19 protein-coding genes and 1 tRNA gene are annotated in these 20,609 nt (G+C 68.8%); 6 read left to right on the top strand and 14 right to left on the bottom strand.

Translation table 11 applies throughout. The annotated features are described in order from the left end of the window. The first annotated feature begins 62 nt into the window (after nt 1–62). Entirely contained in the window at nt 63–1,202 is a 1,140-nt protein-coding gene (locus tag OG801_RS05480) for a thiolase family protein (protein WP_406034297.1), read from the top strand. An 88-nt stretch (nt 1,203–1,290) separates the two neighbouring features. Further along, on the top strand, nt 1,291–2,547 hold the full coding sequence (locus OG801_RS05485) for a lipase family protein (RefSeq protein WP_406034299.1): 1,257 nt from the start codon (nt 1,291–1,293) through the stop codon (nt 2,545–2,547). On the opposite strand, the gene OG801_RS05490 is transcribed toward OG801_RS05485, so the two are convergent. Together OG801_RS05490 and OG801_RS05495 are read right to left on the bottom strand one after the other, a co-directional pair. Next, complete coding sequence (locus OG801_RS05490; protein ID WP_406034301.1) at nt 2,537–2,743, bottom strand: hypothetical protein; 207 nt, start codon at nt 2,741–2,743, stop codon at nt 2,537–2,539. The two genes, OG801_RS05485 and OG801_RS05490, sit on opposite strands and share 11 nt — an antisense overlap. An 86-nt stretch (nt 2,744–2,829) precedes the next feature. Then, nucleotides 2,830–3,171 (bottom strand): hypothetical protein, encoded by a 342-nt coding sequence (locus OG801_RS05495; RefSeq protein ID WP_406034303.1) that lies wholly within the window; start codon nt 3,169–3,171, stop codon nt 2,830–2,832. 213 nt (nt 3,172–3,384) lie between these two features. Here OG801_RS05495 and OG801_RS05500 point away from each other — a divergent pair, with 213 nt between their 5' ends. Next, nucleotides 3,385–4,320, top strand: coding sequence for an acyl-ACP desaturase (locus OG801_RS05500; protein ID WP_406034305.1), 936 nt, complete (start codon nt 3,385–3,387; stop codon nt 4,318–4,320). Nucleotides 4,321–4,350: 30 nt separating this feature from the next. Here OG801_RS05500 and OG801_RS05505 read toward each other — a convergent pair whose 3' ends face one another. From OG801_RS05505 to OG801_RS05545, 9 genes are all read right to left on the bottom strand, one after another. Then, nucleotides 4,351–4,995: a TetR family transcriptional regulator gene (locus OG801_RS05505; protein WP_406034307.1), complete on the bottom strand. Its 645-nt coding sequence runs from the start codon at nt 4,993–4,995 to the stop codon at nt 4,351–4,353. Nucleotides 4,996–5,157: 162 nt separating this feature from the next. Next, the gene (gene xerC / locus OG801_RS05510; RefSeq protein ID WP_406034309.1) at nt 5,158–5,883 is read right to left on the bottom strand and encodes a tyrosine recombinase XerC; all 726 of its coding nucleotides are present in this window, start codon (nt 5,881–5,883) and stop codon (nt 5,158–5,160) included. Then, nucleotides 5,880–6,134, bottom strand: coding sequence for a helix-turn-helix transcriptional regulator (locus OG801_RS05515; protein WP_406034310.1), 255 nt, complete (start codon nt 6,132–6,134; stop codon nt 5,880–5,882). The genes xerC and OG801_RS05515 overlap by 4 nt, the downstream gene beginning before the upstream one ends. Before the next feature lie 159 nt (nt 6,135–6,293). Next, a tRNA-Val gene (locus OG801_RS05520) sits at nt 6,294–6,366 on the bottom strand. Nucleotides 6,367–6,550: 184 nt separating this feature from the next. After that, nucleotides 6,551–7,015 (bottom strand): peroxiredoxin, encoded by a 465-nt coding sequence (locus OG801_RS05525; protein ID WP_378683744.1) that lies wholly within the window; start codon nt 7,013–7,015, stop codon nt 6,551–6,553. Then, the gene (locus OG801_RS05530; protein ID WP_406034313.1) at nt 7,012–8,676 is read right to left on the bottom strand and encodes an AMP-binding protein; all 1,665 of its coding nucleotides are present in this window, start codon (nt 8,674–8,676) and stop codon (nt 7,012–7,014) included. Before OG801_RS05530 ends, OG801_RS05525 begins: the two co-directional genes overlap by 4 nt. A 69-nt stretch (nt 8,677–8,745) precedes the next feature. Continuing rightward, nucleotides 8,746–9,105, bottom strand: coding sequence for a DUF3052 domain-containing protein (locus OG801_RS05535; protein WP_406029291.1), 360 nt, complete (start codon nt 9,103–9,105; stop codon nt 8,746–8,748). A gap of 186 nt (nt 9,106–9,291) precedes the next feature. Beyond that, nucleotides 9,292–10,851: a TIGR03767 family metallophosphoesterase gene (locus tag OG801_RS05540; RefSeq protein ID WP_406034315.1), complete on the bottom strand. Its 1,560-nt coding sequence runs from the start codon at nt 10,849–10,851 to the stop codon at nt 9,292–9,294. 153 nt (nt 10,852–11,004) lie between these two features. Further along, entirely contained in the window at nt 11,005–13,971 is a 2,967-nt protein-coding gene (locus tag OG801_RS05545; RefSeq protein ID WP_406034317.1) for an alpha-mannosidase, read from the bottom strand. A gap of 86 nt (nt 13,972–14,057) precedes the next feature. Between OG801_RS05545 and OG801_RS05550 the strand changes: the two genes are divergently transcribed. After that, on the top strand, nt 14,058–15,251 hold the full coding sequence (locus OG801_RS05550) for a glycosyl hydrolase (protein ID WP_406034319.1): 1,194 nt from the start codon (nt 14,058–14,060) through the stop codon (nt 15,249–15,251). Between the two features lie 39 nt (nt 15,252–15,290). Here OG801_RS05550 and OG801_RS05555 read toward each other — a convergent pair whose 3' ends face one another. Both OG801_RS05555 and OG801_RS05560 read right to left on the bottom strand, forming a co-directional pair. Then, a complete protein-coding gene (locus OG801_RS05555) occupies nt 15,291–16,484 on the bottom strand; it encodes a Cmx/CmrA family chloramphenicol efflux MFS transporter (protein ID WP_406034321.1) in 1,194 nt (397 codons plus the stop codon). A gap of 191 nt (nt 16,485–16,675) precedes the next feature. Then, entirely contained in the window at nt 16,676–17,449 is a 774-nt protein-coding gene (locus OG801_RS05560) for a siderophore-interacting protein (RefSeq protein WP_406034323.1), read from the bottom strand. A gap of 79 nt (nt 17,450–17,528) precedes the next feature. Here OG801_RS05560 and OG801_RS05565 point away from each other — a divergent pair, with 79 nt between their 5' ends. Next, on the top strand, nt 17,529–18,641 hold the full coding sequence (locus OG801_RS05565; RefSeq protein WP_406034324.1) for a glutamate-cysteine ligase family protein: 1,113 nt from the start codon (nt 17,529–17,531) through the stop codon (nt 18,639–18,641). Then, a complete protein-coding gene (locus OG801_RS05570; RefSeq protein WP_406034326.1) occupies nt 18,638–19,597 on the top strand; it encodes an NAD(P)/FAD-dependent oxidoreductase in 960 nt (319 codons plus the stop codon). Before OG801_RS05565 ends, OG801_RS05570 begins: the two co-directional genes overlap by 4 nt. On the opposite strand, the gene OG801_RS05575 is transcribed toward OG801_RS05570, so the two are convergent. Continuing rightward, the gene (locus OG801_RS05575; protein WP_406034328.1) at nt 19,594–20,487 is read right to left on the bottom strand and encodes a carbohydrate kinase; all 894 of its coding nucleotides are present in this window, start codon (nt 20,485–20,487) and stop codon (nt 19,594–19,596) included. The two genes, OG801_RS05570 and OG801_RS05575, sit on opposite strands and share 4 nt — an antisense overlap. Nucleotides 20,488–20,609 lie beyond the last annotated feature (122 nt).

A 20,609-nucleotide genomic window follows, 5' to 3' on the forward strand; every position in this document is an offset into this window, starting at 1 on the left:
GTTGCCAGATCAAGAACAGACGCTACTCTTGACCGTACGCACGGTCAATTGAAGGGATTCTCATGCGAGATGCAGTCATCGTCGAGGCGGTACGCACACCGACGGGCAAGCGCAACGGCGGTCTCGCGGGGTTGCACCCCGCGGATCTCTCCGCCCACGTCCTCACGTCTCTGTCGGAGCGATCCGGGCTCGACCCCGCTCTGGTCGACGACGTGATCTGGGGATGCGTGAGCCAGGTCGGCGAGCAGACGTACGACATCGCTCGGACCGCCGTCCTCACCGCCGGCTGGCCGGAGTCGGTCACCGGCGTGACCGTCGACCGGCAGTGCGGTTCCTCCCAGCAGGCCGTGCACTTCGCAGCAGCCGGCTTGATCGCCGGACACTACGACGTCGTCGTGGCGGGTGGTGTCGAGTCCATGTCTCGGGTGCCCATGGGGTCCTCCACCGCAGACCAGCAGCCATATTCGCCTGCTTTCCAAGACCGGTACGGTGTGCCGAACCAAGGTCTCGGTGCTGAGATGGTCGCCGAGAAGTGGGGCTTCTCCCGTAGTCAGGTCGATGAGTTCGCTCTTCGTTCCCACGCCTGCGCAGCTGCCGCACAGGATGGCGGAATGTTCGACGCCGAGACCGCCCCCGTCGAGATCGACGGTGACACGTTGATCGAGGACGAAGGGGTCCGCCGCGGCGGCACCCTCGAGACACTGGCGTCGCTCAAGACACCGTTCAAGGACGACGGGCTCATCACCGCCGGCAACGCCAGTCAGATCTCGGACGGTTCGGCCGCTCTCCTGATGACGACGAGTGACAAGGCCCGCGAACTGGGACTTCGACCGATCGCACGGGTGCACACCGTGGCGCTGGCCGGTGCCGATCCCATCATGATGCTCGCTGCCCCTATCCCTGCCACCGAGAAGGCCCTTCGTCGAGCGGGCCTCCAGATCCAGGACATCGGCGCCTTCGAGATCAACGAGGCGTTCGCTCCCGTCCCCATGGCGTGGCTGGCCGAAACCGGAGCCGCCCCGCGTCGACTCAACCCGCGCGGCGGAGCCATCGCGTTGGGCCACCCTCTCGGCGCCAGCGGCGCACGTTTGATGACGACCCTCATTCACCACATGCGCAGTAACGGAATCCGTTACGGGCTTCAGTCGATGTGCGAGGCCGGGGGCCAGGCGAACGCCACGATTCTCGAGCTGCTGACCTGAGCAGTAAGCCGAGCCGCCGCCCCTGGGGTGCGCAACGGCCTTGCCCTGCGCACCTCCGCATCAGCCAGCCAACCATCCAGGAGATCCCATGCACTCGATCGGGCATCGTCTTGTCGTCATCGCGACGACGGCGATCACGACCCTTCTGATCATGACGCCGGCTTCGGCGACATCCCTGACACCACTTCCGGCACTGCCCGACCTGGCGCTCACGCAAGACGATTTCTACGTGCCGCCGTCACCCCTGCCGCGCGGCCTGCCCGGGGATCTCATCAAGACGGAGCCGATCCAGCTGTCGCTGTATCCCGAGGCGCGCGCGACCCGGATCATGTATCTGTCTCGTTCGACACGAGGCGACGCGGTAGCGGTCACCGGAGTGCTGCTCACCCCATTTAGCCAGCAGCCTGGTGAGGAGAACCCGCTCATCGTGCACGCGCCGGGAACGCGTGGGCTCGCCGATCAGTGCGCGCCCTCCAAGCAGACCGACCTGGCCACGCTCAACGTGACGAGCCCCGACTACTCGACCTTGGAACACCGCCAGTTTCTCCTCAAGGGCGTGTCGGTCGTGATCACCGACTACCTCGGGCAAGGGACACCCGACACTCCGGAATATCTGGTCGGATCGTCAGAGGGCCAGAACGCCCTGGACGCCCTGCGCGCGGCTCAGCATGTCGAGAATGCCGGCCTGTCGGAACGGTCGCCCGTGGGTATCAGCGGCTACTCGCAAGGCGGACAGGCAGCTGCCTCGGCCGCCGAGCTCCAGCCAAGGTACGCACCGGAGCTCGACCTGCGCGGAGTGCTTGCCGGAGGCGTACCGACAGACATGTGGACCGAGGTCAACCATCTCAGCGGCAATCCGACGGCGGGCCCTGGCTTCGCGATCGCGACGCTCGTCGGCTTGGACGCCGCCTACCCCAACCTCGATCTGGACTCCCGGCTGACCGAGGATGGGCGCGCCGCAGTGGATCGAGTCAAGGAGTCCTGCTTCGTCGAGGCCTTCGGAACGTTCGGGACCACGTCGGTCAGTGAGATCACAAACCCTGACGTCCTGGCCGACGACTCCTGGCATCGTGCCTACGACCAGTCACTCCTGGGTACGCGCCGACCCGGCGCCCCCGCGTACGTCTACCACGGCACGACCGACACGGTGGTGCCGTTCAGTCAGGGCCAGCAGCTCTACTCCAGCTGGTGCGCGCGTGGCACCGACGTCACATTCGAGAAGATAGTCGGCCTCGAGCACGTGACTGGAGCAGCCCTCACCACTCCCGCAGGGATCGAGTGGCTCACCGATCGACTCCACGGAGAGCCAGCCGAAGCCGGCTGCCGGTTGGCCCCTACGCCCTGAACCAGCTGAACGCGGCGGCCCGCCGGCCCGCGATCACGTCTTCCAGGCCGTGATCGCGGGCCGCGGAGCGCACGGACGGGCGCGGCATCCCGTACCAGGGGTAGTGGTTAGCGATGCTCGGCACGACGCCGCAGCCGAACAAGGGCAGCAGAGCCGTGGCCAGGCACAGCGCCGCTCGGCTGGCCACGATGATCACACCAGCGGGATTACCGCAGCCGTCATGCGGACTAACCGGGACCCACTTCACGACTCCACTGATCTCTTCCGATGCACCGTCGTAGGTCACTGGGATGTTCGAGTGGCGCACGACAGCGACGTGGTCGTGAGCGGACGGCTCGGCGGGCATACGCACGCGCTCGTCCAGCCAGTTGCCGCTCGACGCGGTGTCTGCCGCACCGATCCTCGCCAGATCCGCACCGTCGGCGGCCCGGACGGCCTGACGTCCTCGTCGACGCTGGCGCCGTTGGCGACGAACACCTTGCCGTCGGGCAGCACCACGGCGTTGGCGTACCAGCGTGGGTGGTGCATCAGCTCGACCGATTTGCTGGTGAACTTGTCGCCGCTCTCGGTGTCGATGGTGTTGAGCGTGGCGCTGTTCGAGCCGAGGTAGGTGCCTGGGGTCATGCCAACGACACCGTCGCCGGACAGGACCGAACGGTCCCGTCGCCGACCCCGAGCGGTTTTGGGACACGGTCCGCGATCACTATCCAGAGCTGTTCACGCTCGCCCCCTCAGAAGTATCACCCTCGCCCTGGATCCCGTCGAACTACCGTAACCTACGCTCGCGTAGGTTACGGTAGCGTAGGTAATGCCTTGGTCCCCCGCTGATGGAGTGCGATGAGTAACGAGATGACCCAGACCCAGCTGCTGCTCGAGCTCGAACAGGTCGTGGAGGAGAACCTCAATCGACACATTCACGCCGCCAAAGAGTGGTTCCCCCACGAATACGTTCCATGGAGCGACGGCCGCAACTTCGACGGACTGCTTGGCGGCGAGGCCTGGAGCCCAGAGGACAAGCAGATGCCGGACGTCGCCAGGTCCTCGCTCGTCGTCAACCTGCTCACCGAGGACAACCTTCCGAGCTATCACCACGAGATCGCGCTGCTGTTCGGTCGCGATGCCGCATGGGGAGAGTGGGTGCACCGCTGGACGGCCGAGGAGGGCAGACACGGCATCGCGATCCGCGACTACCTGCTGACCAGCCGCGCCGTGGACCCCAGGGACCTCGAGCGCCTCCGGATGCAACACATGTCTGCCGGCTACACCTCCGCGCATTCCGAAGACCTGCTTCGCTCACTGGCGTACGTCTCGTTCCAGGAGCTCGCGACGAGGGTCTCCCACCGCAACACCGGCCGCATCACCGAGGACCCGGTCGCCGATCAGCTGCTCGCCCGCATCGCCTCCGACGAGAACCTCCACATGGTCTTCTATCGGAACCTGCTCCAGGCTGCCCTGCAGCTGGCCCCGAACCAGGCGATGCGAGCCATCGCCGACGTCGTGACCACCTTTGCGATGCCTGGGACCGACATCGCCGGGTTCCAGCGCAAGGCCGTCGAGATGGCTGTCGCTGGTGTCTACGACCTGCGACAGCACAAGGACAGCGTGGTTCTTCCGGTGCTGCGGTTCTGGGGCGTTTTCGATCTCGAGGGCCTTGACGCCGAAGGCGAGCAGGCGCGAACCGAGTTGGCCGCGTTTCTCGAGAACCTCGAGACGAAGACTCTTCGGTTCGAGGACAAGCGCGACTCGCTCAAGGCACGGCTCGCGTCGCGCTGAACCGCCCGCAGGGCAACGCGAGCGAGCGCGTCAGCGGGTGATCAGTGTCGGCGACTTCTCCAGGCCGGCCAACCCGCGCCAGGCGAGGTTCACCAGGTGCGCAGCCACGACATCCTTGGCGGGCTGACGAGCATCGAGCCACCACTGGCCCGTCGCGCCCACCATGCCGACCAACATCTGGGCGTACATAGGAGCCGTCTCGGGCTCGAAGCCACGTGCCTCGAACTCGGCGACCAGGATGTGCTCTACCCGCGTCGCGACGTCACCCATGATCGATCGGAACGAGCCGGAGGCCGAGCCGATCGGGCTGTCGCGCACAAGGATTCGAAAGCCGGCCGGGCACTCCTCGATGTAGTCCAACAGAGCGTACGCAGCGAGTTCGAGCAGTTCGCGCGGGTCACCCGAGGTGGGAACCTGCTGCAGGTTGTCGAGAAGGCGCCGCATCTCGCGATCGATCACGACAGCGTAGAGGCCCTCTTTCCCGCCGAAGTGCTCATAGACGACCGGCTTAGACACCTCTGCGCGAGCAGCTACCTCCTCGATCGAGGCGCCCTCGAATCCCCTCTCGGAAAACAATCCACGCCCGATGTCGATGAGCTGCTCCCGCCGTTCGGCGGCACTCATCCGTCCCTTGCCGCGCTTGCGACCCGGCTCTGGGTTTACCTCGGCGTTCACGCACCCACTATCCCAGAGGGTGATGAAACTCCGCCTCCGACACCTACTCCCCGCCGACGCGACCATTTTCTGGAAGCGCTCGGCGCGGGCAGCGTCCTGGTTGTCGCTGCCCGCACTGGACACCGCTGCGGATAACGCACAGCAGTAGAAACCCGAGGCGCTTCAACTCCAATCCTCGATGTCGCACAGCCGCAGCGCCAGTGCCTCACCGGGCCGCAATCCGGTGCCGAGGAGCACTTCGATCAGGTCTCGCACCTGGCCGTCCGGGCGCGGTCCAAGGACGCCATCACCGGTACGCCACGCGGCGGCCGCCTTCCGGATCGTTGCAATCTGCTCCAGCGAGAGCGCCTGCGGTCTCCCCTTCGGCTTGGCCAGCGGGGAGGTGCCTTCGACCGGGTTGCGCCCGATCGCGTCCTGACGCAGGGCATAGCGAAAGAGCTGACTCAGGATCGTGCGGGACATCCGCGCCCGCGAGTAGGAGACCGCCCGCTCTGCCTTGAGGAACCACTCCACGCGCCCGGTCGTGATCTCGCCGAGGGTGTAGTGCTGCATCGCGGGCCGTACATGCAGTCGCAGCACGTTGCGGTACTCAGCCTTGGTGCCCTCGGAGATGTCGCGACCCTCGAGGTCGACGAGCCACAGGTCGGCCAGTTCACCGAACGCGCTGGCCGGGCTCAGTAGCGAGCCGACGGGGTGGCCCGGCCGTCGTGCGAGTCGCTCCTTGAGAGTGGCCACAGCGCCGGTCGGACTGGTGCAGCGGGCGGTGACCCGCCGGAGCCTGCCATCGACATCGCGGTAGCGCGTCTCGGCGAGATAGCGACAGCCCAGCTTGCGCACGTTCACGGTGCCATACGTGCCGATCGCGGTCCGTGGACGTCCGCCTCTCACGACGCACGCTCCTGTGCCGGGTGGCGCTCGCGGTCGGCGTCCTCGAGACCCGCCAGCCAGGCCTCGACCTCACTGCGGCGGAACCGGAGCTCGCGGCCGACACGGAACCCGCGCGGCCCGCGCCCCTGGGAGCGGAGGTCGTACAGGGTCTGGATGCTCACCCGCAGGTGGGCAGCCAGCTCGGAGAGACAGACGATCGCCGGCAGCGAAGCGCCCTCAGAATCGGTCGAGATGGTGTTGTCAGTGTTCATGCCTGACAGGTGTGCAAGGGCCCCCGAGACCTGGCGAGGACCGCCGAGGCACCGGCGGAGGTTCACCGCATGGTGCGGTGAACTGGAGAGTTTCTGGAGAGTTTTCACTTCTGACTCCTGGTGGTGGAGTCAGGATGTGCCGCTGACCAGCGGTGTCGGTGGACGCAGAGGGACTCGAACCCCCGACATCCTCCTTGTAAGGGAGGCGCTCTACCAACTGAGCTATGCGTCCGAAGCGCCCCAAGAGTACGCGATCAGGGGCGGGCCCGACGAACCGGGCCGTAAATGGAAGTTGAGCCGCTGACGTCTCGGGTCATCAGCGGCTCAACACCTCAAGAGTAGATCCCACCCAGGGCATAGGAAAAGCCATGTAACCAGCCTGTTAACGGACCTTTGATGACCCGTAAACTACTTCCTCACGCCGCCGCGTGGAGCTGCCGGAGATGCTCGTCGAGGTCGCGGCCATCGGCGTTGTCGTTGTGCACGGCCCACCGCACGACGCCCGACTTGTCGATGATGTAGGAGGAGCGCCGAGGGGCGCCGGTGCGGTCGTTGAAGACGTCGTAGGCCTGAGTGACCTCACCGTGCGGCCAGAAGTCGGAGAGCACCGAGAAGTTGAGCCGGTCGGTGTCGGCGAACTGCCGCATGGCGTACACCGGGTCGCACGAGATCGCCAGCACCTCGGTGTCGAAGGTGACGAACTCGTCGAGCCGGTCACGCAGGCCGCTCATCTCACCGGTGCACACGCCGGAGAACGCGAACGGGAAGAAGAAGATCGCCACCGCCTTCTTGCCGTGGAAGTCCGAGAGGGTCACGTCGGCACCGAACTGGTCGCGCAGCGTGAAGTCCGGAGCCGGACCACCGATCTCGAGTCCACTCACTGCCCTGCCGCCCTCTCGCCGTTCGACTCTGCCGCCTCGTTGTCCCAGGTGGCCAGCTCGCGCCGGAGCACCTTGCCGGTCGCGTTGCGCGGCAGAGCGTCGGTCACGACGATCTCGCGCGGCACCTTGAAGCGAGCCAGATTCTCCTTGACCCAGTCCTTCAACGCCGCATCGACGTCGCCCTCGGCGCCAGGAACCAGCACCACGAACCCGCGCAGCCGCTTGCCGAAGTCGGCGTCGTCGACCCCGACACAGGCAGCGTCGGCGACGAGCGGGTGGCGGATGAGGCAGTCCTCGACCTCCTGCGGGAAGACGTTCTCGCCGCCGGAGACGATCATGTCGTCGTCGCGGCCCTCGACGTAGAGCCGACCGTCGGGCCCGAACCGCCCGACGTCGCCGGTCGCCATCAGACCGTCGACGACCTCCTTGCCGCCGCCGCTGGTGTAGCCCTCGAAGAGGAGCCCGTTGCCGACGAAGATCCGGCCGGCCTCACCATCGGGCACCGGCACGCCGTCGCCATCGAGGATCTTCATCTGTGTGCCCCACGGAATCTTGCCGGCCGAGGTCGGCGCCTCCCGCAGGTCGACGGGGTCGGCGATCGAGGCGTAGGAGACCTCGGTCGAGCCGTAGATGTTGTAGAGGCTGTCGCCGAACCGGTCCATCCACTCCAGCGCGAGATCGCCCGGCAGCGCCGAGCCGGAGGACGCGACGGCCTTGAGCCGGGATGCGATCCCCTCCAGGTCGTACGCAGCCAGCGTCTCCTCCGGCAGCGACAGGATCCGCTGCATCATGACCGGGATGACCACGAACGAGTCGGCCTGGGTCTCGGCGAGGGTCGCCAGCGCGTCCTCGGGGTCGAACCGGCGGCGCAGGATCATCGTGGTGCCGAGCAGTTCGGCGAAGAGCAGGTGGGCGAGCCCCCAGGTGTGGAAGAGCGGCGCGGCGATGAAGCACCGCCACCCGTCCTTCATCGGCATCCGCGACATCAGCGCGACGGCGGCGTCGAACCCAGCCTCCGGACGCGGCGCCGACTTGGGCGTTCCCGTCGTGCCGGAGGTGAGGATCACGATCCTCCCGTGCCGCTTCGGCGGCGCCACCGGTCGCGCGTCGCCGGAGACCAGCGACTCGAGGGTCTCCCCAGGATCGGCCGAGTCGACCCACGCGACCAGGCGCTCGGCCGAGGCCGCCGAGGACAGCAGCCCGGTGAACTCCTCGTCGTGGATGATCAGGGCGGGCTTGTCCCGCTCCAGCACCCCGACGAGCTGCGGACCGGCGAAGGCGGTGTTGAGGTAGAGCACATCGGCGCCCAGCTTCGCGACCGCCAAGGTCGCGTCGACGAACCCGCGGTGGTTGCGGCACATGATCGCGACCCCGTCGCCCTCACCGACCCCCCGGGCCGCCAGGGCCCGGGCGATCGCGTTGGAGCGGCGGTCGAGCTCGGCGTACGTCAACGAGCCGAGCTCGTCGATGAGCGCGGTGCGCCGCGGGTAGCGGTGGGCGAGTCCGATGAAACCGCCAGCCGGCCCGGTGCCCCAGCGCGCCAGCGCCAGGCCGGTCCGGGCGAGCCCGAGGGGGTTGACCGGCCGGACGATGCCGGAGCCGGCCAGGATCTTCGCCGCGGATCCGGCGGTGCGCGCCTTGGCAGCCGTAGTCGAGAACACCGTTGGGAGTGTAGCCAGGCTCACGCTAGGTCTCCTGTGGGTGTCCAGAGGCACCGAGACTCGCCGGCATCAGACCGGAGTCTTCGGCGCCAGCAGACGCGTCGCGGCCCAGTCCTTGCTCACAGATGCGGTGGTGGTCTGGGACAGTCCGGCGATCGGCGCGGCCTCGGCGATGTCGGCCGGGTCGACCGCGCCAGGGCGGCCCACCTTCGGCGTCAGCAACCAGATGACCCCACCTCCGACGAGGTCGGTCAGCGCGTCGACGAGACCGTCGACGAGGTCGCCGTCGTCGTCGCGCCACCACAGCAGCACGGCGTCCACCACGTTGCCGTAGTCGCTGTCGACCAGGTCCGCGTCGACGGAATCTTCGATGGCGACCCGCAGCTCGTCATCAGTATCGTTGTCCCAGCCCAGTTCCTGGATGACCATGCCGGACTTGAGGCCCAGCCGGTCCGCAGGCCCTGTGGCTGCGGTCGAGCTCACGTGTCGTTCCTCCAAAAGCTTGATGTCCACGCCGCTTGCATGAACTTGGTTGGTGGTAGTCCAGCGGAGAACGCTGGTCCACGCAACCCCACCCGCCTGTCATTCGCTAGATAACGGCGTGTCGGAGGCCTTTCAGGCCCTCGGATCGAGCAGATGGAGCAGTACGTTGCGATCCTGCGCCGTCCCTGCCGACGGGTGCTCGGCGAGGCGGACCTTCGGTCCCTGCCAGTCGTTGGCGGACAGCTCGCGGGAGAGCGAGGCGAGGTGGCCGACCTCCTCGATCGAGCCGCTCCAGCGCGCGGGACCGGCGTGGTCGAGCATCGTGGTGGCGATGGTGAGCACGTCCCCGTCGGAGATGAGCTCGACGATCCGGCCCTGCTGTGGCCAGTCGATCAGGGACGGAGCGGTGACCTCCCACCAGGAGCCGCGAGGCTTCACCGACGTACGATGCGTGTGCCCGTTGAGCCAGAGCACAGCGCTCTCATGACGTGAGACGGTCTGCTCGACCTCGTCGCTGAGCACCCGGCGGTTGCCGCCGGCGCCGCCCATGTCATTGACCAGCGAGGCCACGTCGTGGTGGCTGGCGATCACCGCGAGCCGCTCGTCGTAATCCGTGGAGGCGAGCACGGCATCGAGCCACTCCAGCTGCTCGGCATCGATCGATCCCTGAAAGCCGCCGGCCGGGTTGACCGTGTCGAGGACGACGAAGGTGACCTCGTCGTTGACGTCGTAGCGGTAGTAGGGCTTGCCGCCCGCCTTGAAGCCGTGGCCCGGCGGCTTCGCCTCGTCGTGCACGTGGGAGTCGACGAACTCCTGCAGCGTCGTCTGCCGGCGGCGCCGGTCGGGGGTCACCTCGTACGGCTCGAGCTCGGCCAGCATCCCGAGCGCCACCGGGTCGCCGGAGATCAGCCCGGCGATGAGCTTCGCCTTGGCCTCGTCGGTCCAGTGCTCGGGCATGGCGATCGCCTTCAGGTCGCCGACCGCGATCTCGCCGATGGCGGAGCTGCCCGGCACGGTGCCCTGCAGCAGCCCGTCATGGTTGCCGTTGACCGCCAGCCACGGCACCTCCAGCCCGGGTGAGTCGATCGCCTTGCGCACGGCTTTGAGCAGCCCGGGGACGAGCGGGAAGCCGTGGTCTCCCCGGCGCATGTCGTACGTCTCGCCCTGGGGGTGCCAGAAGCGCTTGTCAGGCAGGGCGGCGACGCCCTCGTAGTGCAGCATGTCGCCGGAGTCGGGGGTCAGCCGGCCGCCGTCGAGCAGGGTCAGATACCAGTCGAGCTCGTTGTACTGCCCGTTGTCGGTGTTGTCGCCGGTCGCGATCGCCAGATCGAGCGGGCCACCGCCGATGGGCCCCTCGGTGATCTCGTTGACCGCCTCGACCATCGCCGCGCCGACCTGTGCGGTCAGCAGCTCCTGGGCCCGGTACGTCCCGATCTCGTCGATCAGCTCGCGGGTCGTGGCGTCGGGGTCCATGAGCCTGTCCAGGACCTCGACCCGCGCCGGCGACTGGTGGTCGCAGATGTGCATGTCGGACAGGTGCGCGACGGTCAGCACCGGGTCGCCCAGATCCTCGGGCCTCCGCGCCAGATCGGTGCGCGAGACGTGGCGCTCCTGCGGCCCTTCGGCCAGACGTACGTAGGTGCCCTTCCGGCCACCCGCGACGATCCGCCCGCTCTCGCTCGTGACACCCATCTAAGCCGCCTCTTCTCCCTCACGACCGGCCGCCGCGGTTCGTGGGCGAACGATACTCCCAGAACGCGGCGGCCGGACCACGGGTCAGCCGGTGCAGACGGTCTCTTGCCGTGGATGTCGCAGGTGACGTCGGAGACACAGGCGCTCGCGCACCTACTCCTCTACCCGGTGGAACCTCAACGTGCGGATCTCGAAGGCGTCCAGCCGGAGCGGGACGACACGATCCTGGCTGGTCACAGCGGTAATCGAGTCCTCCAGCAAGGAGACCTCGCTCACCGTCGCGTACGCAGCCGAAACTCTCAGCTCGCCGCTGGTGCGCGCACCGAGCGACTCGTAGACACGTACGACCAGGTCGCCGGAGCGGTCGGCGGCGAGCTTCACGCTCGAGACCACCAGACCCTCGCCGGAGACGGTCACCAACGGCTCGACCGAACGGGCTCCCGACACAGGACGGGGAGGCGTGTTCAGCGCGGCGCCCGCCTCGGTCGCGGCCGCGACCGAGGCCCCGATGACCAGGCCGTAGCGATGGGTCTGCACGCCCTGGTCGGTCTCCGGGTCGGGGAAGCGCGGCGCGCGCAGGAGCGAGAGCCGCACCTCCGTGGTCAGGGCGGAAGGCCGGGTGACGTCGAAGCCGTACGTCGAGTCGTTGACCAGCGCGACGCCGAACCCAGGTTCCGAAGCCAGCACCCAGCGGTGCATCGAGGTCTCGAACTTCGCCGCCTCCCAGGAGGTGTTGGTGTGCGTCGGGCGGCGGTGGTAGCCGAACTGGGTCTCGGCGAGCGTCTGCTCGGCCTTGACGTCGAGCGGGAAGGCGACCTTGAGGAACTTCTCGGTCTCGTGCCACTCGGTGCTCTGGGAGATGTCGAGCACCCGCGAGCCGGGAGCGAGCGAGAGCACCTGTGTGGTCGAGGAGTCGGCGGAGATGGGGCGCTCGATGACCAGCCCGTCGGGCGTGACCGAGATCGAGGTGACCTCGCGCAGGTCGGTGACCCGGTTGCGGTAGAACCGGTCCACGTCCCAGGCGTCCCACATGTTCGGAAAGTCCTGATGGAGCTGGAGCAGGTTGGCCTCGGCCCCGGCCGGGATCGCGTCGCGTCCGGTCGCCAGATCGAGCGCCGAGGTGATCAGCCCCTCGGCGGAGACGGTGACCTGGACGATGCCGTTGTCCAAGACGTACGCCCCGTCCTGCTCGATCACGGAGACCGCCGCAACGGGCTCGGCCGCCGTGACCGCACCCGAGCGCCCGTCGGCACGCAGCGCGACCGTGCCTTCCCCGGCAAGGGCGGTGAGGGAACGCTCGATCAGGGCCGTGGCCGCCTCCGCGACCCGGGCATATTGGGCAGCAGCCTCGCGGTGGACCCAGGCGATCGACGTGCCCGGCAGGATGTCGTGGAACTGCTGCAGCAGGATCTGCTGCCACAGCGCGTCCAGCTCGTCGTAGGGGTAATCCACCAGCCCACGCAGGGCGGCGGTGGCCGACCACAGCTCGGCCTCGACGAGCAGGTGCTCGCAGCGCCGGTTGCCCTGCTTGGTGAGGTGCTGGGAGGTGAGGGTGGCGCGGTGGAGCTCGAGGTAGAGCTCGCCGACCCACACCGGCGGCTCGGCGAGCTCCGCACGAGCCTCGGAGAAGAAGTCGTCGGGGTGGCGCCAGGACACCTGGGCGGAGCCCTCCAGGTCACGGAGCCGGCGGGCCTTGCCGGCCATCTCGCGGGTGGTTCCGCCACCGCCGTCGCCCCAGCCGACCGGGGCGATCGACCCGGTGGCGAGACGGTTCTCGCGGAACTGGCGCGACGCCTTGGCGACCTCCTGGCCGGAGAGCCGGGAGTTGTAGGTGTCCATCGGCGGGAAGTGGCTCAGGATGCGGGATCCGTCGATGCCCTCCCACTCGAAGGTGTGGTGGGGGAACTTGTTGACCTGGTTCCAGGAGATCTTCTGGGTGAAGAACCACTCGAACCCGGCCCGCTTCATCAGCTGCGGCAGGGCCGGCGAGTAGCCGAAGGAGTCCGGCAGCCAGACGCCACGGCAGCGGATCCCGAACTCGGACTCGAAGAAACGCTGGCCGTAGAGGAACTGCCGCACCAGCGACTCCCCCGACGGCATCGTGGTGTCGGACTCGACCCACATGCCGCCGAGCGGGATGAACCGACCCTCGGCGACCGCGGCCTTGACCTTGGCGTAGACCTCGGGACGATGCTCCTTGAGCCAGGCGTACTGCTGGGCCGACGACATCCCGTAGCGGAAGTCGGGGTCTTCGCCGAGCAGCTCGGTCATCGAGGAGGTGGTGCGGGCGACCTTGCGGATGGTCTCGCGCACCGGCCACAGCCAGGCCGAGTCGATGTGGGCGTGGCCGATCGCGGCGATCTGGTGGGCGGAGTCGTGCGAGGTCGCCTCGAGGACCCCCGTGAGAGCCGAGCGGGCCGAAGCCGCCGTCTCCGCGATCTGCTGCAGGTCGACCCGGTCGAGGGCGTCGTCGATAGCCTGCAGGATGTGGGACTTCCGCGGCCCCTCGGGCAGCTCGACCTGCAGCTCGTGGAGCGCCTCCAGGTCGAGGCAGAGCTCGAAGACGTCCTCCTCGAAGACGGCCAGCTCGATCCGACGGGTCGTGTAGAGCTTCTTGGGCGAGGAGGTCCGGATGTCGCCTTCCTGGGTGGGCAGGAAGGGGTGGTAGTCGAGCAGCACCGGGTTGGCCGCGGCCTCCAGGAAGAGCTCGACCTCTTCACCACCGACCGCCTCCGAAGCCACCAGCACCCACTGGTTGCGCGGGTTGAGGCTCTTGATCGGCTCGCCGTCGGGTGTGTAGACCAGCCCCTCGCACTGGAAGCCGGGCTTGTTGACGTCGAAGCCGAGGTCGCAGACCAGCTCCACCCGCCTACCGGCCCACTCCGCGGGCACCGTTCCGGTGATCCGGAACCAGGTCGTCCCCCAGGCCGGCCCCCAGTCGGTGCCGACCTCGACCTTCTCGTACGTAAGTGCCAACCCCTCCGTAGGAGGGATCGGCTCCCCCGGCAGCTCGTGCCAGTCAACGCTCACTGGCGCCGCGATGGTGTGGACCGCCGGCCACAGGCGCTCCTTGAGGACCCGGCTCACTCGGCCTTCGGTGAGGTGTACGTCGTCGTGCATCAGTGCTCGTCCTCGCTCACTAGAATTCTCACTTCACGGTCGTCTTCAACCTCGCGCCGCAGCGTCGAGGTCCATATATTGCGCGGGTGCCAGCGATTCCGACACCCTCGACGACTGCCCCGTTGCGCTTCGGCGCCAACCACGTGCCCTCATCCGGCTGGTTCTACTCCTGGCTCGACTTCGACGCCGACCAGATCGCGCGCGACTTCGACGACCTCGCCGGTCTCGGCCTCGACCACGTACGCATCTTCCCGGTCTGGCCGTGGATCCAGCCCAACCGCTCGCTGATCCGGTCTTCGGCAGTCGACGACGTGCTCACCACCATCGACCTGGCCGCCGCCCGCGGGCTCGACGTCTGCGTCGACCTGATCCAGGGCCATCTGTCCAGCTTCGACTTCCTGCCCTCCTGGGTGCTCACCCACCACCAGCGCTCGCTCTTCAGCCACCTCGAGGTGCGCGAGGGTCTGCGCACCTACGTCGACGCCCTCGCCGGCGCGGTCGCCTCCAGGGACAACGTCTTCGCGCTGACCCTCGGGAACGAGGTCAACAACCTGTGGCCGTCCAACCCGACGACCATCGCCGAGTCCCGCTCCTGGGCCCAGGAGCTCCTCGAGACCGCGCGCAACGCCGCCCCCGGCCTGCTCTGCCTCCACTCGCTCTTCGACGACGCCTTCTACGCACCCGACCACCCCTTCGGGCCCGCCGACGTCACCACGCTCGGCGACCTCAGCACCGTGCACTCCTGGGTCTTCAACGGCGTCGGCGCGATCGACGCGCCCCTGGGGCCGGCCACGCTCACGCATGCCGACTACCTGGTCGAGCTCGCCGCTGCGTACGCCGCCGAGCCCGGGCGTCCGGTCTGGCTCCAGGAGATCGGCGCTCCCCTGCCGGAGATCGGACCCGACAGCGTGCGCGAGTTCGTCACCGGCACCGTCGACCACGTCGTGCGGAACCCGGCCCTGTACGGCATCACCTGGTGGTGCTCCCACGACCTGGACCGATCGCTGGTCGACTTCCCCGAGCGGGAGTACGACCTCGGTCTCTTCACCGTCGACCACCGGCGCAAGCCTGTCGCCGAAGCGCTGGCCGAGGCGATCGCCGAGCACAGCGGCCCTCGCCCGACACCCACGAAACGACAGCAGCTCGAGTGCCCCGTCGACCTGATCCGCGAACCCGAGCGCCGCGCCGAGGTCGCCCCCGGCAGCGACTTCCACCGCGCCTGGGTACGGGCGCGGTGCGAGGGTCCGGTCGAGATAGTCCCGCCATCGGTCACGAGCTGACCGTCGTCCCGCGGCGATACAACGGGACGTTTCTGTCCGTTACCGATAGGTAGGGCGACAGGAACGTCCCGTCGTATCCGCGAAACCCGTCACGCGACCCAGCGACGGCACCATGGCGAGCAGCGCGACCCCGGTGAGCGCGGCTGCCACCCACACCGGCCCCAGGTCGCCGTGGCCAGACAGGGCTGCCGCACCGATCGCCGGACCCACAACGGCGCCGACGTTGAGCGCCACGGTCGCGTAAGAGCCGCCCATGGTCGGCGCATCGGAGGCCGCGTAGAGCACCCGCGCGATCAGACTGCTTCCGACCGCGAACGCCAGGGCGCCCTGGACGAACACCAGGACGAGCAGTGGCACCGCATGGTCCGCGAGCAGCGCCAGGCTCAGCCAGCCCAGCAGCAGGGCGGGCGAAGCCACGCCGATGGTCAGACGTGGGTACCGGTCGGAGAGCCGCCCGGCAGCGGCGACCCCGACGAAGGAGCCGGCGCCGAACAGCACCAGCGCCAGCGACACCCACACCTCGTCCAGCCCGGCAGTCCCGGTCACGATCGGTGCCAGGAAGGTGAACGCGGCGAAGGTTCCACCGTTGACCAGAGCACCCAGGAGCATCGCGACGAGCAGGCGTGGCGCTCTGAGCTGGGCGAGCTCGGAGACCAAGGAGGGACCAGGCCCATCAGGTGTCCCCCGAGTGCGGGACCGTACGCCGCGGGCGATCCCGAACGCCGCAGGTACGCACAGCAGCGCCACCGCCCAGAACGTCGCACGCCACCCCAGAGCGGCGCCGAGCAGCGCGCCGGCGGGCACGCCGGCGACGGTGGCGAGCGTCGTACCGGAGAGCAGGACCGCGAGCGCGCGTCCCTTCTGGTCGGGGGCCACGAGGCGGGTCGCGGTGCTGAGCGCGACCGCCAGGAACCCGGCGTTCGCGACCGCCGCCACCACCCGGGTTCCGAACAGCACGGCGAAGGACGGTGTGGTCGCGGCGACGACGTGACAGGCGGCGAAGAGCGCCAGGCAGCCGAGGAGCGTGGCCCGTGCGGGCCACCGGCGGGCGAAGGCGGCCATGGCCGGCGCGCCGAGGACCATCCCGACGGCGAAGGCGGACGTGAGCAGGCCGGCGGTCCCCACCGAGACGTCGAGGTCGGCGGCGATGTCCGGCACGAGGCCGGCGAGCATGAATTCAGAGGTGCCCATGGCGAAGACCGCCAGGGCAAGCAGGTAGAGCGCGAGAGGCATGAGAGAACTCCGAGGCAGAAACGGACGGAAGGCGTCTCGTCACCACGGCCAGCACCCCACGGATGCAGATCAATCGCCCACGCCGGAAAAGGCGGCAGGGCGGAGAACTAGAACCTCAGTGGTTCAGGGGGCTGACGGCGTGACCGAAAGCCCCCGGAGTGTCTGCTTCGGGGCTCGACATGGTCCGCAGGCTACCGCAGCGCCCGGCCGGCGTAGGCCACCTGGCGGTCGGCAGCCTGGCTGCGCTTCCACGTACGGAAGCTGTCCTCGCTGTTCCCACGGCGCCAGTAGCCGGAGATCGACAGGTCGCCACGTGGCACCCCGCGATCGCGCAGCAGGTAGGGACGGATCCGCTGCATCGTGACCTCGGCCTCGCCGTGCACGAAGGCGTGCACCCGGCCGAGCAGCCAGGGCAGCTCGCGGACGACGGCATCCAGGGGTGGGTCGACGGTGGCGTCCAGCCAGCGCACCTCGACCCCGGCCGGCGCCTCGACCTGCTGGAGGTGCTCCGCGGAGGGCACCTCGATCACGGCATAGCCCACGGCGTCGGCCGGCAGCGCCGCCAGCGCCGCCCGGATCGCGGGCAGACCGGACTCGTCGCCGACGAGCAGGTGCCAGTCGGCGGCCGGGTCCGGAGCGTACGTCCCGCCCGGCCCGCGCACGGTGAGCACGTCACCGGGACCGGCAGTCGCCGCCCACCGGCCGGCGACGCCCTCGTCGCCGTGGTGCACGAAGTCGATGGCCAGGGTGCCCTCGGCGACCGAGGGGTCCAGCGCCGTGTAGGTGCGGCAGACGGTCGAGCCGTCGATGACCGGGATCTCCAGACGCACGAACCGGTCGGTGCACACGCTGCCATCGAACGCGGAGAGGTCCTCGGCGCGGAAGTGGACGCGGGTCATCCCAGCACTGAGACGCCGGGTCGAGGTGACCACGACCCTCGTCTCCGGCTTTGACTCCGGCTTCACCGCGCGAAACATGAGGGGAGCCTAACCTAATTTCCGGGAAATGCGGATGACGGCCCGCGCACTACCCTAGAGTTGCGCCGTGCTCTACTCCGCCGGGTTCGAGTTCGAGTATGCCCTGGTGACGGAGTCACCCGACGTAGGCGCGGGCACGTTTCGCGACATGGGCACCTTCCATGACTTCGTGGATCTCGACTTCGACACCCTCCAACGCGCCCTTGCCGACGGCTCCGGCACCACCGACGAGGACCTCGTCCGCGGTGACCTGGGGATCAAGAGCGGCTACTGGTACCTCGAGGGCGACGAGCGGTTCGACGCCGACGGCACCTTCACGTCGATGCTGGTCAAGGGGGTGGAGATCCGCACCCCGGTCTGCTCGAGCACCACCGAGGCCGCCGGCCGGCTGATCGATCTGCAGGACGACATCTCCAAGCGCCTCGCTCCCATCGGCCTGCACCTGGGCATCGTCGGCTTCAACCCGATCCGCGAGGCGTACGTCCTCGACCCGCCGCTCAACGAGTGGGAGCAGAAGATGCGGGCCGAGCATCGTGAGTACGACCACGCCGAGGTCTCCAACCTGAGCTACGGCCCCGACATCAACCTCTCCTTTCCCGGGCTCTCCGCGGAACAGGTCGTCGAGGTGACCCGTCGGCTGACCTACTACAGCCCCTTCATGGTGCCGTTCAGCTTCAGCTCGCCCTTCCACGCCGGGCGGGCGTGGCGGGGCCCCAGCAAGCGCACCTACGAGCGCACCTGGCGGCGCGTCGCGGCGCGCTGCTTCGTCAAACCGCCCGCCGGCGCGGAGCCCACCATGGTCCACCCGCCGCGGATCCCGCGCGAGGAGGGACGCATCGAGTTCAAGGCCTACGACGCCTTCCTCTCCCGCGACCTTCTACTTGCCGGCGCGGCGCTGACGCTCGGCGTCTGCCTCGCCGGCGACCTGCCTGGACTTGCCGACAAACCCAGCCGTGACCTGCACCAACGCTCCGCGACCGACGCGTTCGCCGACCCGGAGATCGCCGCCGGTGCGCGCGACGTGCTCGCGGCCGCACGCCGAGCGCTCTCCGGCATGCCGGAGGCCGGCCACCTCGACTGTCTGGACCAGTTGCTGAGCGCGGGGCGCACCCCAGCCGATAGCCTTCTGGACGAATATTCGCGCACAGGCCTGATGTACCTCCCGGAAGGACTTCGTTGACTGATCTCCCCGCCGACCTGACCGCTGACCAACTCATGACTCAGCCCGCAGAGGCCGACGTGGCGATCTGTGGAGCAGGCCCGATCGGCGCTGCGACAGCCACCTTCCTGGCCCGGCCCGGCCTGCGCGTGGTCCTCATCGACCACGACCCCGCCGACGACCCAGCCCACGTGGCGACCTACCGCTATGCGGGCGGCAGCATCCGGTGGACGTGGCCCGATCCGGTGAAGCGCGAGATGACGACCCAGACCGAGCAGTTCATCCGCGGGGCCGCGGCCGGCGCGGACCTGGACATGATCGATAACACCTACCACCTGCTGCACACCGGAGAGCACATCCCCGCGCTCAACGTCTCCGCGACCGGGCTCGTCGGGCTCCTGCGCGACCAGGCGCAGGAAGCGGGAGCGACGTTGGTCGACGCGCTCGTCACCGGCGTACGCCCTGACGGCAGCGGTCATGTGGTCGAGACCTCGCGCGGCGCGATCCGCGCCCGCCGGGTCCTGGGCGCGATGGGCGCGGCGAACGCCTCTATGTTCCCGCAGGTCAGCGCGGAGGCCGAGAAGCGCCAGCTGTTCGTGCTCGACCTCCCGGTTCCCCCCGAACGGGAGCAGCTGCCCCACACGATCGTGCCGATCGGCGACGGCTTCGGCTACGTCTTCGTGAAGCTCATCGACGGCCAGCTGCGCGTCGTCGTCGGGCAGGAGGACATCGTCGAGGACGAGGACACCTCCGGCCCCGTCGACCACTGGAAGGAGATCCTCGACAGCGGGCTCGCCACGACGCTCCCCTGGCTCCGCGATGCCCGCGTCGACGACATCCTCTGGGGCGTCGACACCGCACAGAAGACGCTGGTGGTCGACGAGCCCAGCCCAGGCGTCCTCGTCGCCAACTGCGGCAGCGCCATCCGCTCCGCGGCCTGGCTGGGACGTACGCTCGCCGAGCGGCTCGCGGCTTAACCGTCGAGCTCGGCCCGGGTCGGCGGGTTGGCACCAGCGCGCGAGACGGTGACTGCCGCCGCCCGGACGCCGTGGGCGAGCACCTCGCTACGGTCGCGCTCGAAGTCGTCCCAGAGCGCGTCGACCAGGCCCGCGGAGAAGGTGTCGCCGGCGCCGATGGTGTCCACGACGGTCACCTTCTCGGCCGCGACGTCGATCCGCTCGGATGCGGTGATCCAGCTGGCGCCGTCGCCGCCGCGGGTCACCGCGACCGCACCGGCACCGAGCTCGAGCAGCCGCGCGGCCGCCTTGTCGAGCCCGATCCCGGGGTAGAGCGTCTCCAGGTCCTCGTCGCTCGCCTTGACCACATCGGCGTACGCCGCCGCCCGCTCGATCCGCGAGACGACCTCCTGGCCGGTTCCGGTCAGCGTGGGGCGCATGTTGATGTCGTAGAGGACCCGGACGGAGTCGGGGAGCCTGTCGAGCAGCGCGAAGACCGTCTCGGCGCCCGGCGACAGCACCGGCGCGAGCGAGCCGACGTGGACGAATCGCGGCGTCCCCACCGCGATCTCGCCGAGCTTCCACTCCAGGTCGAAGACGTACGTCGCTGACCCGTCCGCCGTGATGGTGGCCTGCGCGGTCGAGGTGCGGGTCAGCACGTGCGGGTCGCACGCCATCCGGACCCCGGAGTCGGCCAGGTGGGCGGCCAGCGCCTGCCCACGAGCGTCGTCGGCGTAGGAGGCCACGTAGCGCACCGGACGGCCGAGCCGGCCCAGCGCGACCGCGACGTTGGCGCCGCTCCCGCCGGGGTGGTCCCGGGTCACGCCATCGGCCGTCGTGACCACGTCGACCAGTGCCTCACCTACCACCAAGACGTCAGCAGCGGCATTGTCACGATCCAGGCTAGTCACGGCGGCAGATTAGCAACTCGGCGCACGAACGAATTTTCCGGGGTTGACCAGCAGAAATCGCCTACTGTCCAGTAACCCACCGCGGGTGGGTGACCGCTCTCGACCGCGTGCGACCATTGAGG

The organism is Nocardioides sp. NBC_00163, assembly GCF_045206295.1.
GTDB lineage: Bacteria > Actinomycetota > Actinomycetes > Propionibacteriales > Nocardioidaceae > Nocardioides.

What these genes read in the sequence shown, in the direction of transcription:
- OG801_RS05535 (WP_406029291.1), bottom strand. Translation starts at nt 9,105, where the DNA reads ATGGTCATCCAGGAACTGGGCTGGGACAACGATACTGATGACGAGCTG.
- OG801_RS05515 (WP_406034310.1), bottom strand. Translation starts at nt 6,134, where the DNA reads ATGAACACTGACAACACCATCTCGACCGATTCTGAGGGCGCTTCGCTG.
- OG801_RS05540 (WP_406034315.1), bottom strand. Translation starts at nt 10,851, where the DNA reads ATGGGTGTCACGAGCGAGAGCGGGCGGATCGTCGCGGGTGGCCGGAAG.
- OG801_RS05480 (WP_406034297.1), top strand. Translation starts at nt 63, where the DNA reads ATGCGAGATGCAGTCATCGTCGAGGCGGTACGCACACCGACGGGCAAG.
- OG801_RS05500 (WP_406034305.1), top strand. Translation starts at nt 3,385, where the DNA reads ATGAGTAACGAGATGACCCAGACCCAGCTGCTGCTCGAGCTCGAACAG.
- OG801_RS05485 (WP_406034299.1), top strand. Translation starts at nt 1,291, where the DNA reads ATGCACTCGATCGGGCATCGTCTTGTCGTCATCGCGACGACGGCGATC.
- OG801_RS05545 (WP_406034317.1), bottom strand. Translation starts at nt 13,971, where the DNA reads ATGCACGACGACGTACACCTCACCGAAGGCCGAGTGAGCCGGGTCCTC.
- OG801_RS05555 (WP_406034321.1), bottom strand. Translation starts at nt 16,484, where the DNA reads ATGCCTCTCGCGCTCTACCTGCTTGCCCTGGCGGTCTTCGCCATGGGC.
- OG801_RS05495 (WP_406034303.1), bottom strand. Translation starts at nt 3,171, where the DNA reads ATGACCCCAGGCACCTACCTCGGCTCGAACAGCGCCACGCTCAACACC.